The sequence below is a fragment of the Caldinitratiruptor microaerophilus genome (genome assembly GCF_025999835.1).
Classification (GTDB): Bacteria; Bacillota; Sulfobacillia; order Symbiobacteriales; family ZC4RG38; genus Caldinitratiruptor; species Caldinitratiruptor microaerophilus.
Map to the genome: position 1 here is coordinate 156282 of NZ_AP025628.1, position 13894 is coordinate 170175.

14 protein-coding genes are annotated in these 13894 nt (G+C 66.9%); 9 read left to right on the plus strand and 5 right to left on the minus strand.

The annotated features are described in order from the left end of the window. Positions 1–9: 9 nt before the first annotated feature. The gene (locus caldi_RS00770) at positions 10–165 is read right to left on the minus strand and encodes a hypothetical protein (RefSeq protein ID WP_264843174.1); all 156 of its coding nucleotides are present in this window, start codon (positions 163–165) and stop codon (positions 10–12) included. Between the two features lie 524 nt (positions 166–689). Between caldi_RS00770 and caldi_RS00775 the strand changes: the two genes are divergently transcribed. Next, positions 690–1163, plus strand: a complete 474-nt coding sequence (locus caldi_RS00775) for a hypothetical protein (RefSeq protein WP_264843175.1) — start codon at positions 690–692, stop codon at positions 1161–1163. 16 nt (positions 1164–1179) lie between these two features. Here the strand turns inward: caldi_RS00775 and caldi_RS00780 are convergent, their stop codons facing one another. Further along, the gene (locus caldi_RS00780; RefSeq protein ID WP_264843176.1) at positions 1180–2823 is read right to left on the minus strand and encodes a sodium:solute symporter family protein; all 1644 of its coding nucleotides are present in this window, start codon (positions 2821–2823) and stop codon (positions 1180–1182) included. Further along, positions 2820–3305 carry an OsmC family protein gene (locus caldi_RS00785; RefSeq protein ID WP_264843177.1) on the minus strand — a complete coding sequence of 162 codons (486 nt, stop codon included), beginning with the start codon at positions 3303–3305 and terminating at the stop codon, positions 2820–2822. The genes caldi_RS00780 and caldi_RS00785 overlap by 4 nt, the downstream gene beginning before the upstream one ends. 363 nt (positions 3306–3668) lie before the next feature. Between caldi_RS00785 and caldi_RS00790 the strand changes: the two genes are divergently transcribed. From caldi_RS00790 to caldi_RS00825, 8 genes are all read left to right on the plus strand, one after another. Continuing rightward, on the plus strand, positions 3669–4682 hold the full coding sequence (locus caldi_RS00790) for a LacI family DNA-binding transcriptional regulator (RefSeq protein WP_264843178.1): 1014 nt from the start codon (positions 3669–3671) through the stop codon (positions 4680–4682). Between the two features lie 26 nt (positions 4683–4708). Continuing rightward, positions 4709–5860: an iron-containing alcohol dehydrogenase gene (locus caldi_RS00795; RefSeq protein ID WP_264843179.1), complete on the plus strand. Its 1152-nt coding sequence runs from the start codon at positions 4709–4711 to the stop codon at positions 5858–5860. 38 nt (positions 5861–5898) lie between these two features. Further along, complete coding sequence (locus caldi_RS00800; RefSeq protein ID WP_264843180.1) at positions 5899–7191, plus strand: ABC transporter substrate-binding protein; 1293 nt, start codon at positions 5899–5901, stop codon at positions 7189–7191. Between the two features lie 77 nt (positions 7192–7268). Further along, on the plus strand, positions 7269–8150 hold the full coding sequence (locus tag caldi_RS00805) for a branched-chain amino acid ABC transporter permease (RefSeq protein WP_264843181.1): 882 nt from the start codon (positions 7269–7271) through the stop codon (positions 8148–8150). A gap of 17 nt (positions 8151–8167) precedes the next feature. Next, the gene (locus caldi_RS00810) at positions 8168–9172 is read left to right on the plus strand and encodes a branched-chain amino acid ABC transporter permease (RefSeq protein ID WP_264843182.1); all 1005 of its coding nucleotides are present in this window, start codon (positions 8168–8170) and stop codon (positions 9170–9172) included. Positions 9173–9178: 6 nt separating this feature from the next. After that, positions 9179–9913: an ABC transporter ATP-binding protein gene (locus caldi_RS00815; protein WP_264843183.1), complete on the plus strand. Its 735-nt coding sequence runs from the start codon at positions 9179–9181 to the stop codon at positions 9911–9913. Then, positions 9897–10601, plus strand: coding sequence for an ABC transporter ATP-binding protein (locus caldi_RS00820; protein WP_406568113.1), 705 nt, complete (start codon positions 9897–9899; stop codon positions 10599–10601). The genes caldi_RS00815 and caldi_RS00820 overlap by 17 nt, the downstream gene beginning before the upstream one ends. Positions 10602–10677: 76 nt before the next feature. Further along, the gene (locus caldi_RS00825) at positions 10678–12372 is read left to right on the plus strand and encodes an aldehyde ferredoxin oxidoreductase C-terminal domain-containing protein (protein ID WP_264844705.1); all 1695 of its coding nucleotides are present in this window, start codon (positions 10678–10680) and stop codon (positions 12370–12372) included. Between the two features lie 79 nt (positions 12373–12451). Here the strand turns inward: caldi_RS00825 and phoU are convergent, their stop codons facing one another. After that, positions 12452–13108 carry a phosphate signaling complex protein PhoU gene (gene phoU / locus caldi_RS00830; protein ID WP_264843185.1) on the minus strand — a complete coding sequence of 219 codons (657 nt, stop codon included), beginning with the start codon at positions 13106–13108 and terminating at the stop codon, positions 12452–12454. Between the two features lie 2 nt (positions 13109–13110). Continuing rightward, positions 13111–13893: a phosphate ABC transporter ATP-binding protein PstB gene (pstB, locus tag caldi_RS00835; protein WP_264843186.1), complete on the minus strand. Its 783-nt coding sequence runs from the start codon at positions 13891–13893 to the stop codon at positions 13111–13113. Between the last annotated feature and the right edge of the window lies 1 nt (position 13894).

The window sequence follows — 13894 nt, forward strand, 5'->3', positions numbered from 1 at the left end:
CGGGTTCGATCAAACGTCGTGCGTGTCTTCCTTCGGGCCTTCCAGATACCGCGCGGCGTCCGACTCGTGGGCGACGTCGCAGTCCGGGCAGAGCCAAGGGGACGTCTGCGCCGGCTGCAGCTCCAGCGGCGTTCCGCACCAGTTGCACAGGATCGGCTCGCGCACGCCTGACACCTCCCTGCCACACGGCGCGCACCCACGGGGTGCCCCCCAACGGACTCCGGTATGGGGTTTCGAGCAGGGAGCCGAAAAACCTCGTCGATTCTATCTATCTCAGTGATAGAAAAAAACTGGAGCTCAAGTGAACCCCCTGCCTCTCTTCCCCACGGCTGTCTTTCCCACGGGCTCCGAGGCGCACCAGCTGCGCGGTACGATTTCCCTCCGCGTGGCAACTCGTGCGTGCGGGTTGGCCATACTTCCCAGCAGGGTCGACAAACCAGCGAGTGCCGGGAAACGCGGGCCCTGCCCAGGTTCACTTCCTCCCCCGAGGCGACCACACCGGACGCGACACGCCAGATGTGACCGGCTACGAACTCGTTCACGGGTCAAGTTGTGCGTTTCGTTTCACCCACGACGGCGGGGTTCCGCCCGGAAGAACGCCCCGCTGCGCCCGGCAGGCAGGCCGAGCGTCGACAGGTCCGGGGCGCCCCCTCCGCGGTCGCGCATAGGCTGGGCCGGAGGGATCGCCAGTGTACACCTACTTCCCCGGCTACGGCTGGCTCGGGCCGAGCTTCGATGGCAAGCGCAGCCTCATCCCGGGTGTGATGCCCGTGGTCCCCCCGTCCATGCCGGAGCCGCCGCCTGCCGCCCCGGGCCCCGATCCGCTGGCAGCGGCACCTTCCGCGGCCCCCGGCTGGCTCCCGGGGCCGACTGGCTCGGGGCTTGCCCAGAGCGGCAGCCAGACCGTGCGCGCGCCAACGATGGGCGGCCCGCTCGCGGCCCTGGCGGGTACCCCCCTGGGTCCGGCGCTGGCCCAATTGCTGGCGTCCAGGCCCGATCTCGGCACCTACCAGCCGGGCAGCCTGCCGCCCGAGATCCCCGGGATACCCGCAATGCCGCCTCCGCCGCCCGGGATGTTCGAGGGGATGCGGGCGGGCGGCGCGGGCCGGCCGTCCCCGCTGCCGAGCTGGCCCCAGCCAGCGGGGGCGGCCGGAACTTGGTGAACGCCTGCCGGTGAGCTCACCCGGTCCCTGCCAGACGGGAGGGAACCGCTGCGAGGTCGCGGCCGGCCACCTCCGGACGGGGCCGGACGAGCCACATCGTCCCGAGGCAGAGACCGAGCACGCCGAGGAACAGCACCAGGCCGAGGAGGCCCGTCGGCCGGAGGGCGGCGAACATTCCGGCGGCGACGGCCAGCAGCAGCACCCCGCTACCCAGCGCCGAGTAGCCGGCCACCGCGGCCCCCCGGCCGGCCGGAGCCACCTGCCATCCGTCCCGGCGGGTGAGCAGGGAGACCAGAACGAGCACGGCGAGGTTCGTTCCCATGCCGACCCATACCGGGTGGATGTCGAGGAAGAAGCGGTTCACCGACCAGCCGCTGAGCTGGTACCAGCCGGTGCCCGCGAGGAATCCCGCGCCCATGGCGGCCAGCACCCCCGGTACCGTGGCCCCCCGCCACAGGAGCGCCGTGATGACCGGGGCGAAGGTCGCCGAGTTCCGGACGGTCCAGGCGAGCACGTTCCACCAGGCCGCCTGCTCCGAGCGCAGCACGCCGAAGAGGACCATGAGCACCGTCAGGAGGACGAGCGACCACCGGGTGTAGCGGACGAGGTCGGCCTCACGCGCCTGCGGCCGCAGCGCCATCCCCACGTCCCGCCCCAGGCTGGTGGCCCCGGAGAACTGGCAGGGGGCACCCCAGCCGAGGGCGCAGGCCCAGATGCCGAGGAAGAAGAGCCCCGTCAGCGGAGCGGGGAGCACGGAGGCCAGGTACTGCGGCACGGCCACGAGCCCGCGGGGGATGCCGGGGACCGCCAGCGCCGCAGCCAGGCCGAGCAGCACGCCGACGAGGATGAATGGGATCCCCATGAGGCTGGCGAGGTAGAGCCCTCGCCGGCCCTCTGCCGCGGTTCGGCACGAGAGCGCCATCTGGAAGGCCGCCTGGGCGAGTGGGACGTTGACGATGAACGTGCCGAACCAGGCCACGATCGTCTGCATGCCCACGGTGTCGAGCCGCAGCAGCTCCGGCCGGGCGGCAGACAGGGTCGCCAGGCCCCCCAGGCCCGGGCGCAGCAGGACGCCGGCGAGCCCGATCGCCAGCATGAGGGCGAACACGATCGCGTTCGCGCTCTGGGTGAGCGCGATCGACCACATGCCGCCGCCCTGCAGGTAGGCGAGGAGAAGCAGGGCGGTGATCACCAGCGAGCCGAGAAGCGGGATGCCGGTGAAGACGTGCACCGCCGAGGCGAACGCCAGGGCCGTGGCCACGGACCACATCGGGAAGGCGAAGGCCGTGATCGCCCCGGCCAGCGCCCGCGCCGCCCGGCCGTACTGGTCGCCGATCAGCCCGGAGACCGTGACGATGGCCCGCTCCCGGAACGGTCCCACGAGGAACAGGGCGATGAGCAGGACCTGGACGGTTTCGGCCACGCCGTACCACACGGCCGAGACGCCCGTCAGGTAGCTGAGCTCGAGGACGGAGATGAAGGTCGACCCGGAGAAGAGCCCCGTGATGCACACCGCGACGAGGATCGGCGAGAACCGCCGCCCGGCGACGAAGAAATCCTCCCCGCGCTGCGCCCGCCGCCGCGCCACCTGGCCCATGACGATGAGCACGGCGGTGTACAGGACGGCGAGGCCGAGGATCCACCGGCCGTGCGGGGTCAACCCTGCTTCACCCCGCTCCGGATCTCCCAGTGCAGGCGCACTTCCGCGCCGCTGTCCTTGATGAGGTTGTACACCGGGCAGCGCTTGAGAACGGCGGCCTGCAGGGCCTCGAGGCGCTCCGGCGGCTCGTCGGTGACGAAGGCGGCGTGGATGTCCACCGACTGGAAGTGCGGGGAGACGTCTGCCGTCCCGAAGAGCCCGCGCTGGTCGACCAGCCCCTCGCTGCGGATTTCCAGGCCCTCCAGGCGGAAGTCCATCTCCCGGGCCACCATCTCGATGACCACGCTGAGGCAGCCGTTGAGCGCCCCGATCACGTACTCCATGGGGGTCGGGCCCTCGTTGGTGCCGCCCAGCTTCTCGGGTTCCGCCGTCACGAAGGAGAAGTCGCGCACGCTCAGGTCGGTGCGGTAGCGGCCCTTCCAGGTCCCCTGCGCGCGGACGACCTTGTACTGCGGCGCGGTGGCTTCGGGCTTTTCGGACACGGTACATCCTCCTTCACACCCACGCCCCCCTTCGGGTCCAGGCCGTTTGGGGGTGAGGCAGCGGTGGTTGGCCTCAGGATAACGGGAACCGTTGCCACGGGTCAAGGATGTGTTCTAGTTAAATAGAACAGTTTTTGGACCACACCGGGTGAGCCTGCACGGCCGTATGGAGGCAGCGGCCGACGGAGCAACGCCGCGTGGCGCTGCCGCGAGCAGGTTGCATCAGTCGCCAATGGTAGTGACATCCAATGGCTTTGTGATAACAGTAACTTGTTCAAGTAAGCGAGATTCAGCAGGAGAAATGCGTACGCGCTTCGAAGTTGGCTTATCGTGAATGCGTATTCAAAGACGTGATGAGGAACAGTGCCAACCGCGAGGGATGTAGCGAACCGGGCGGGCGTGTCGCAAAGCACGGTCTCGCGGGTGCTCAATAACCATCCGCATGTGCGTCCCGAGACCCGGAAGCGCGTATTGGACGCCATCGCCGAACTGGACTACCACCCGAACCAGGCCGCTCGCAGTCTTGTCACACAGCGGACGGGTAGCATCGGTCTGGTCGTGGGGGACATCCGTAACCCCTTTTTTGCCGAGACCGCGAAGGGCATCGTCGACACCAGCCGCAGCTACGGGTACCGCGTGGTGCTCTGCACGACGGACAACCAGGACACCTTGCAGTCGGAAGCGATCAAGTTACTCCGTTCCCAGGAGGTGGACGGGCTCATTTTCGGCTCCGTCCGGATGGACGATGCCGAGGTGCTGGCGCTGATCGAGAGCGGGTTTCCGTGCGTCCTGTACAACCGTGTCCTGAAAACGGATGCAGGAAGCTATGTGGTATTGGACAACCGAAAGGGCGCCCGGATGGCAACGGAGCACCTGCTGAAGCTTGGGCACCGTCGTATCGCAGTGCTCACGGGGTCCCGACAGTTCTCCACTTTTGCCCATCGTCTGGAAGGGTATTCAGAGGTGCTACGCGAATACGGTATCCCGGTCGACCGGCATCTGATCCTCGACCACCAGGCCTACGCTGCCGATCGAATCGGCACGCTGCGCCGGCTCCTCGGGCAGCGGCGGCCGCCCACAGCGATCTTCGCGTTGACCGACGACTATGCCTTGCAAGTGCTCGACACGCTGGCAGAACTTGACGTACCCGTTCCCGAAGGGATGGCGGTCGTCGGTTTCGACGATATCCGGATCGCGGGCCACTCGCGCATCGGTCTCACTACGGTAGCCCAGCGGAAGGACCTCATGGGGCGGCTGGCGGTGGAATCCCTGATGGAACTGATCACGGCCCGGGCGGAGGGGCGAACTCCGCAGCCCATCCGCCTCGTGCTTGAGCCGCAACTGATCGTCCGCCGCACCTGCGGTGCCCAACGCTGAACCAAAACCAGAAGAGGTGGTCTCTGGTGGTGTTCCCGTTCCGTATGCCCGGCGTGCTGTACGCCGGCGTGGGGGCTCTGGACAAACTTGGCCCTGAGGTGCAACGCCTGGGCGGCGACCACGTCGTCGTGGTGACGGACAAGGGACTGGTCAAGGCCGGAGTGGTGGACTCCGTGCTGGCGCGGCTGAAGGAGATCGGCGTCGCGGTCACCGTGTTCGACGAAGTCGAGGCGGAGCCCAGCACCGAGAACTGTGAGAAGGCCGCTTCCGCCGTGGTTGCTGCCGGTGCGCGGCTGATCGTCGCCGTGGGCGGCGGCAGCTCCCTGGACGTGGCCAAGGGCTCGTCCATCCTTGCGGCCCACGGGGGCAAGATCGCTGACTACTTCGGCATCGACAAGGTCCCCGGCCCCGGTCTGCCCTGGATCGGCATCCCCACGACTTCCGGCACCGGTTCCGAAGTCACGCCCAACGCCATCTTCACCGACAAGATGCAGCAACTGAAGATTGGGGTGGTCAGCCCGTACCTTCTGCCCACCGTGGCCATCGTGGACCCCGTGCTCACCCTCACGGTGCCACCGGCCGTCACCGCCGCCACCGGCATCGATGCCCTTACCCATGCGATCGAGTCGTTCACCGCCCCCAAGGCAACGCCGCAGACCGACCTGTACGCGCTCGAGGCGATCCGCCTCATCTCTCGCAGCCTGCGCAAGGCGGTCTGGGCGGGGAAAGACCTGCAGGCCAGGACGGACATGGCGTACGGGAGCCTCTTCGCCGGTGTCTCGCTTGGCAACGCCGGGGTTGGTGCCGTCCACGCCCTCGGCTACCCGCTCGGCGGCCAGTTCGGCGTTACTCATGGCGTGTCCATGTCGCTGCTGCTGCCGTATGTGATGGAGTTCAACATGGTGGCCGACATCGAGAAGTTTGCTCGTGTCGCGGAGGCCATGGGAGAGAACGTCGCGGGCCTGTCCACCCGCGCCGCGGCGGCCAGAGCGGTCGAAGCCGTGCGGACGCTCTCGGTGGATGTCGGAATCCCCCAGCGGCTGCGCGACGTGGGTATCCCGGAGAGCGCCCTGGACGGCCTGGCGGAGGCGGCCATGAAGGTGACCCGCCTGTTGGACAACAACCCGCGGAAGGTCACCCTCGAGGACGCCCGGGCCCTTTATCAGGCGGCTTATTAGGTCCACCCCAACACACATAGAAAGGAGAATCACCCGAGGTGAAGGCAAAGTTCCTTGCGAGCGTCCTCACCGGCGCCATGTTCGCGATCGCGCTGGCCGGGTGTGGCGGCCAGCAGGGAGGTTCCACCGCGGGAGGCAGCGCCGGTGGCGGCGGTGCTGCAAAGGTGGCCGAGGTCAAGATCGGCAACATCTTGCCCCTTTCGGGCCCCGCCGCCCCGCTGGGGGAGCTCGGGAAAAAGGCCCGCGAACTGGCGGCTGAAGAGATCAACGCGGCCGGTGGCATCAAGTCCCTCGGCGGAGCCAAGCTGAAGCTGATCTTCGCCGACAGCCAGGGCAAGCCCCAGGTGGGCGTCGCGGAGGCGGAACGCCTGATTACCCAGGAGAAGGTCTCCCTCCTTACCGGCACGTATCAGTCGGGTGTGGCCATTCCGGTTTCCGAGGTCGCCGAACGCTACAAGGTCCCGTTCTTCGCCCCCGTGCCCTCCGACGACAGCATCACTCAGCGCGGTTTCAAGTACCTGTGGCGGTTGGCCGATACCTCGGAAATGCGGGTGATCGCCCAGAGCCAGTTCCTGGACGACCTCAACAAGACGCAAGGCGCTGGGTTGAAGACCGTCTACTTGATTTATGAGAACACCGCCTGGGGCCAGGGCGTGGCAAAGAGCTGGAAGAAGTACCTGCCCGAGAAGGGTTTCCAGATCGTGGGTGAAGAAGCCTACCCGCAGGGTAGCTCTGATTTCACGCCGCTGGCAAACAAGGTGAAGGCCGCGAACCCCGACGTCGTCCTGCTCACCTCCTACGTGGCCGATGCCTCCCTGCTGACCAATACCTTCGCCGAGCAGAAAGTAACCCCCAAGGTTTTCCTTGGCACTTCGGGTGGTTACTCCGACCCGGTCTACCTGAAGAACACGGGGGAGAATGCCGAATACTTCTTTGACGTCTCCTCGTGGGAGACGGATGTCCGTCGGCCTCATGTGCAGGAGATCAACGAGAAGTTCCAGCAGAAGTTCGGCGTCCTGCCGTCCAACGAAGCCGTGAAGGCGTACGTGGCCATGTACGTCATCAAGGACGTACTGGAGCGGGCGGGTTCTCTGGAGGCCGACAAGATCCGCGATGCCTTCAACCAGACCAACATCACAGAGGGCATCACACAGGTGTACGCTCCCACCATCAAGTTCGACGACAAGGGCCAGATGATCAGCCAGGCCCTGGTCATTGCCCAGTACCGCAAGGTGAACGGAAAGATCGAGCGGGTAACCGTCTGGCCGGAAAAGGAAGCCCGGTCCCCCGAGTTCAAGCCGGTCCTGTTCCCCGGCTGGGACAAAAAGTAGGTCTATGTGTTCTTCCACACCTGGTGGGGCCGCTGGCCTGGACGGCGGCCCCATCTGAGTCAGAAGGTGGTCGGCGAATGGCGCTGACGAATGCCATCGTCAACGGCATCCTGATGGGCGGCATATACGGGCTGATCGCTCTGGGCCTCACCCTCGTCTTTGGGATCATGAGGGTCGTTAACTTCGCTCACGGCGCCTTGCTCATGGTATCCATGTATGCCGCCTACTTCGCGTGGCATTACACGAGGCTGTACCCGTATTTCACCGTGTTTGTGGTTGCCCCATTCATGTTCGTGGTGGGCTTCCTGCTCCAGCGGTACTTGATCAGGCCCGTGTTCAAGGCGGAGGCGGACGTGCGTGAACCGATCAGCGCGCTGCTCCTGACGGCCGGCCTGATGGTCACGCTGGAGAACATGGCGCTGCTCTTCTTCGGCGCCGACTACCGAACGGCCAAGACCACGCTGTCCGGCGTGACGTACCATCTAGGCGGCATCAGCGTTGCCGCCCCGCGCCTTTATGCGTTTCTCATCACCCTTGTGGCTACTGTCATCTTCTACGTCTTCTTACAGCGCACGGAAACCGGCAGGGCCATGCGCGCGGTGGGACAGGACCGATCGGCCGCGGCCCTGGTGGGTATCAACGTCTACCGGATGTATGACGTGGCCTTCGGCGTCGGTCTCGCCCTACTGGGTGTGGCAGGCTCCGTCCTCGTGCCCTTCTACTACGTGCAGCCGTCCGTCGGCCAGATCTTCGGTACCCGGGCTTTCATCACCGTGGTGCTGGGCGGGCTGGGCAGCGTGCCGGGCGCCCTCGTGGGCGGGCTGCTGATCGGGATCGTGGAGTCGGTGGCCGCCCAGTTCATGGAGTCGACCTGGACCCAAGTACTGATCAACTACGGCTTCCTGGCCTTCCTCTTCATCAAGCCCTCCGGCCTGTTCGGGTCGCCGTATGACGCCTGATTGGGGGTATGGAGGCGTTGGCCAAGCGCAAGCTTCTGGCCGTACTGCTGGCGGTGGCAGCTCTGGCGGTGGTGCCGCTGGTCATCACCCAGCCTTATTACCTGCACACGGCCATCATGGTGCTGTACTTTGCCTACCTGAGTTCCTCCTGGAACATCGTAGGGGGATTCGCCGGCCAGCTTTCCCTCGGCCACTCGGCCTACCTGGCTATCGGGGCGTACACGTCCACCTTGCTCTTCATCAACACCGGGCTCACGCCATGGATAGGCATGGTGATCGGTGGCTTGCTGGCGGCCGCGGTGGCGGTGGTGGTTGGCCTGCCGACTTTCCGGCTGAGGGGTGCCTACTATGCCCTTGCCACCGTCGCCTTCTCCGAGGGCTTCCGAGTCATCCTTGAGAGCACCAGTCACATCGGCTCGTGGGAGACCGGTGCCGCCGAAGGCTTGCAGGTACCGCTCAGGGGCGAGGCGCCCGCTGTGATGCAGTTCCTGGACAAGACGCCTTATTACTACTTGATTCTGGCCCTGCTGGTGCTGGTCGTGTTCGTCTCCTGGTGGATTGACCGCAGCAAGCTCGGGTATTACCTCACGGCGCTGCGGGAGGACGAGGAGGCAGCCCAGGCCCTGGGTGTCAACACGGCCATGGCCAAGCTCAAAGCTGCCGCCATCAGTGCGTTCTTCACCGCGCTCGGCGGCACCTTCTACGCCCAGCTCATCCGCTTCCTGGAGCCGCCAGCCATTGCCGGCCCCGATCTCTCGGCGCAGATGGTGCTGCTCACCATCGTCGGCGGCCGGGGCACCGTGTTCGGGCCTGTCGTAGGCGGCATCCTGCTTTCCATGCTCGGCGAGTTCACCCGCGCCAAGCTCGGCGGTTCGCTGCTAGGGGTGCACCTCATCCTGTACGGCGTCGGCGTGATGATCGCCATCCTGTACAAGCCGCAAGGGTTGATCCAGCCGCTGGGCGCCTGGTGGGCCCGACTGACCGAGTCGAGGTCAGGCAAGCTGGCCGGCGTACGGGGGTGAGGGGCGATGGCCCTGCTGGAAGTTCGTAACCTGGTCAAGCGCTTCGGCGGCCTGGTGGCCACCAACGACGTCTCCTTGACTGTCGAGAAGGGCTCCATCACCGGCGTGATCGGCCCCAACGGTGCCGGCAAGACGACGCTGTTCGCCCTGATCTCAGGCTTTCACACCCCCACCAGCGGCGACATCCTGTTCGAAGGCAGGAGCATTGTTGGCCTGAAGCCATACGACCTCTGCAGGCTCGGCATCACCCGCACCTTCCAGGTCGTGAAGCCCTTTGCCGGCAAGTCGGTCCTGTACAACGCCATGGTGGGGGCCTTTGTGCGCACGAACAGCACAGCCGAGGCGGAGCGGATCGCCTTGGACGTGCTCAGGCTCACGGGTCTCTACGAGAAGAGGGACGTGCCGGCCAAGTCGCTGACCATCGTGGATCGCAAGCGCCTGGAAGTCGCGAAGGCGCTGGCCACCCGGCCCAAATTGCTGCTGCTCGATGAGGTGCTGGCCGGCCTGACGCCCAGGGAAGTGACAGAAGCGGTCGAGCTCGTCCGGACGATCCGAGCGCAAGGCGTGACCATCCTGATGATCGAGCACGTGATGCAGGCGGTCATGGCGCTCTGCGAGCGCGTCCACGTCATCCACCACGGCGAGAAGATCGCCGAGGGTACGCCGGCCGAGGTCACTCGCGACGAGAAGGTCATCCAGGCGTATTTGGGGGAGAAGTATGCCGCTGCTGGAAGTCAGTAACCTCGAAGTCCGGTACGGGGACGTCTCTGCCCTTCGGGGCATTTCCTTGCGTGTGGAGGAAGGGGAGATCGTCTCCATCGTCGGCGCCAACGGCGCCGGCAAGACCACCCTGATCAATACCCTTTCCGGTTTGCTCAAGCCGAGCGGGGGCAGCATCCGCTTCCTGGGACAGGACATCACCGACACGGAGCCCCACGACCGGGTGCCGATGGGTATCGTGCAGGTGCCGGAAGGGCGGCGGCTCTTCCCCTTGATGACGGTGATGGAGAACCTCCTGCTCGGCTCCCACGCGCCATCCGCCCGGGCGAAGCGGGAGGAGACGTTGGGGTGGGTGTTCAAGCTGCTGCCCCGGCTGGAGGAGCGCAAGGGTCAGATCGCCCGAACGCTCTCCGGCGGGGAGCAGCAGATGGTGGCCATCGGCCGGGCGCTGATGAGCCAGCCGAAGCTGCTCATGCTGGACGAGCCCTCTCTGGGCCTGGCTCCCGCCATCGTCGAGCAGATCTTCGACCTCATCCGGCAGATCAGCCGCGAAGGTGTAACGGTGCTCCTGGTAGAGCAGAACGTACACCATTCGTTAGAGCTGTCGCACCGCGGGTACGTCCTGGAGCACGGTTCCATCGTTTTGGAGGGTACAGGCCGCGAATTGCTGGGCAACGACCACGTACGCAAGGCGTACCTCGGAATGTAGGTTCTGAGGTCACCGCGTCGTCCACCGGGATGCGTCCGTGCAGGTCATGCGGGAGGGAACGGTAGCCTTGGAACGTGTGTTACGGGTCAACATGACGGACCGGAGCTACCGCATCGAGCCGCTGCCGGAGGCGTGGCGCCTCCTGGGCGGCCGTGCGATCACGAGCCGCATCGTCGCGACGGAAGTGGACCCGCTCTGCGACCCCCTCGGCCCGAACAACAAGCTGGTGCTGGCGCCCGGCCTCCTTTCCGGGACCACCCTCAGCAGTTCCAGCCGCATCTCCGCGGGGGCCAAGAGCCCGCTCACCGGGGGGATCAAGGAGTCGAACGGCGGTGGCCAGAGCGGGCTGAAGCTGGCCCAGCTCGGCTACCGCGCGGTGATCATCGAGGGTCAACCGCGCGAGGCGGGCTGGTGGCTCCTGGTGATCGGGCCGGAGTCGGTCCGGTTCGAGCGCGCGGACGACCTGGCCGGGCTCGGGCAGTACGAGACGGCGCGGCGGCTCTTCGAGCGGTTCGGCCGCAAGGTGGGGCTCTCGGTCATCGGGCCGGCGGGCGAGATGAAGATGAACATCGCCGGGATCGGCAACACCGACCCGGAGGGCCGGCCCGGCCGGATGTGCGCGCGGGGCGGCCTCGGCGCCGTGATGGGGTCGAAGGGGCTCAAGGCGATCGTCTACGAGGACGTGGGGTGGAACCCGCCGAGGAGCCTGGACGAGGCCGTCTGGAAGGCGGCCAGCAAGGCGTACGTCCAGGAACTGCGCACGCAGCCCGCCACGGCCGAGCGGTACCCCAAGCTCGGCACCCTGGGCGTGCTGGAGCTGGTGAACAAGGTCGGCGGGCTGCCGGTCCACAACTTCCGCTGGGGGCAGGACGAGCGGGCGCTGGAGATCGGCGGGATCCGGGTGCGGGAGATCATCCTGGAGCGGGGCGGCCAGACCACGCACTCGTGCATGACCGGCTGCATCATCCAGTGCTCGAACGTGTTCGTCGACAAGGAGGGCCAGGAGATCGCCTCCTCGATGGAGTTCGAGACCCACGGCCTCCTGGGCTCCAACCTGGAGATCTTCGACGTCGACTGGATCGCCCGCTTCACCCGCGAGTGCAACGACCTCGGGGTGGACACCATCGAGACCGGAGGCGCCATGGGCGTGGCGATGGAAGCGGGTGTCATCCGGTGGGGCGACGCGGAGGGCGTGATGCGCCTGATGGGGGAGATCCGGGCGGGCACCGTGCTCGGCCGGGTGCTGGGAGCGGGTGCCGGCATCGCCGGCAAGGTCCTGGGCGTGCAGCGGGTGCCGGTCGTGAAGAACCAGACGATCTCCGCGTACGACCCCCGGGCCGTGAAGGGCAACGGCGTGACCTACGCGACGAGCCCCATGGGGGCCGACCACACGTGCGGGAACACCATCGCCCTTCCCATCGACCACCTCGACCCCTCCGACAAGGTGGCCGTGTCCCGGGAGATGCAGATCGTCGCCACGGCGCTGGACGTGCTGGGCTTCTGCAACTTCGCCCGGGGCGTCATGAGTGCGACCCCGCAGACCTTCGCCGACCTGTTCAACGCCCGGATGGGGACGAACTTCACGCCGGAAGAGATCCGGCGCTACGCCGTGGACGTGATAAAGCAAGAGATCGAGTTCAACCGCCGGGCGGGGCTCGGTCCGGAGACGGACCGGCTGCCGGAGTGGCTGCGCACGGAGCCGCTGCCGCCGCACGGCGCGGTGTTCGACGTGCCGGAGGCGGAGCTCGATCGCATCTGGGAGGGGTACTGACCCGGCCGCGGCCAGACAGCCGGCTGCGACGACCCGTGAGACGAGCCAGCCCTGGGCACGGGGGCTGGCTCTGTCTGGCTCACTCGTTCAGCTCGCGGCGCTCCCCCGTCACCATGTAGATGACCCACTCGCCGATGTTCGTGGCGTGGTCGCCGATGCGCTCCAGGTGCATGGCCACGAAGAGAAGCTGGGCCGCCTGCGGCACGGTGGACGGATCGCGCCCCATGATGGGGACCAGCTCGTCGAAGATCTGCCGGTAGAGGTGGTCCAGCTCGTGGTCGCGCTTGATCATGTCGTAGGCCAGGTCGGCGTCCTGCCGGATGTAGGCCGTGAGCGCGTCCCGGACCATCCCCTGGGCGATCTCGCCCATGCGCGGGATGTCGATCAGCGGCTTGATGAAGGGCTGATCGCCGAGCCGGATCGTGATCCTCGCGATGTCCACGGCGTGGTCGGCGAGCCGCTCGAGGTCGGTGATCGCCTTCAGCGTGGCGCCGATCACCCGGAGGTCGCTGGCCATGGGCTGCTGCAGCGCCACCAGGGTGAGGCAGCGCTCCTCGATCTCAAGCTCCATGGCGTCGATGGCGTCGTCGCCGTCGATGACCTGCTGCGCGAGGGCCGTATCCCGCTGGATGAGGCTACGCAGGGCGCCTGCGATGGCCTCCTCCACCCGGGTGCCCATGCGGGCCAGGTCCCGGCGCAGGTCGGCCAGTTCCTGATGGAAGGACTGGCGGGTCATGATTACCCGAACCTCCCCGTGACGTAGTCCTCGGTGCGCCGGTCCCGCGGGCGGGTGAAGAGCGTCCGGGTGGGTCCGCACTCGACCAGCTCCCCGCTGAGGAAGAAGGCCGTCTGGTCCGACACCCGGGCGGCTTGCTGCATGTTATGGGTGACGATCACGATGGTGTACCGTTCCTTCAGCGAGTGGATGAGGTCCTCGATGCGGGCCGTCGCGGCCGGGTCGAGGGCCGAGGCGGGCTCGTCCATGAGGAGCACCTCCGGCTCGACGGCCAGCGCCCGGGCGATGCACAGGCGCTGCTGCTGGCCGCCGCTGAGGCCCAGGGCCGAGTGGTGCAGCCGGTCGCGCACCTCGTCCCACAGGGCGGCGGCCGTCAGGCTGCGCTCGACGATCTCCATGAGCCGGCTGCGGCTCTTGATCCCGTGGAGCCGCGGGCCGTAGGCCACGTTGTCGAAGATCGACATCGGGAACGGGTTCGGGCGCTGGAAGACCATGCCGACCCGGGTGCGCAGGTCGATGACGTCGAGGTCCGGCCCGTAGACGTCGACCCCGTCGAGCAGGACCTTCCCGGTCATGCGGAACCCGCTCACCAGATCGTTCATCCGGTTGAGCGTGCGCAGGAAGGTGGACTTGCCGCAGCCGGACGGGCCGATCAGCGCCGTGACCGACCGGGCCGGGATGTCCAGCGTGATGCCCTTCAGCGCGTGGAAGTTTCCGTAGTAGACGTGAAGGTCCTGCACCGAGAACGCGGTGCGCGCCGGGGCGGCGGCAAGCGGCTCGGACAAC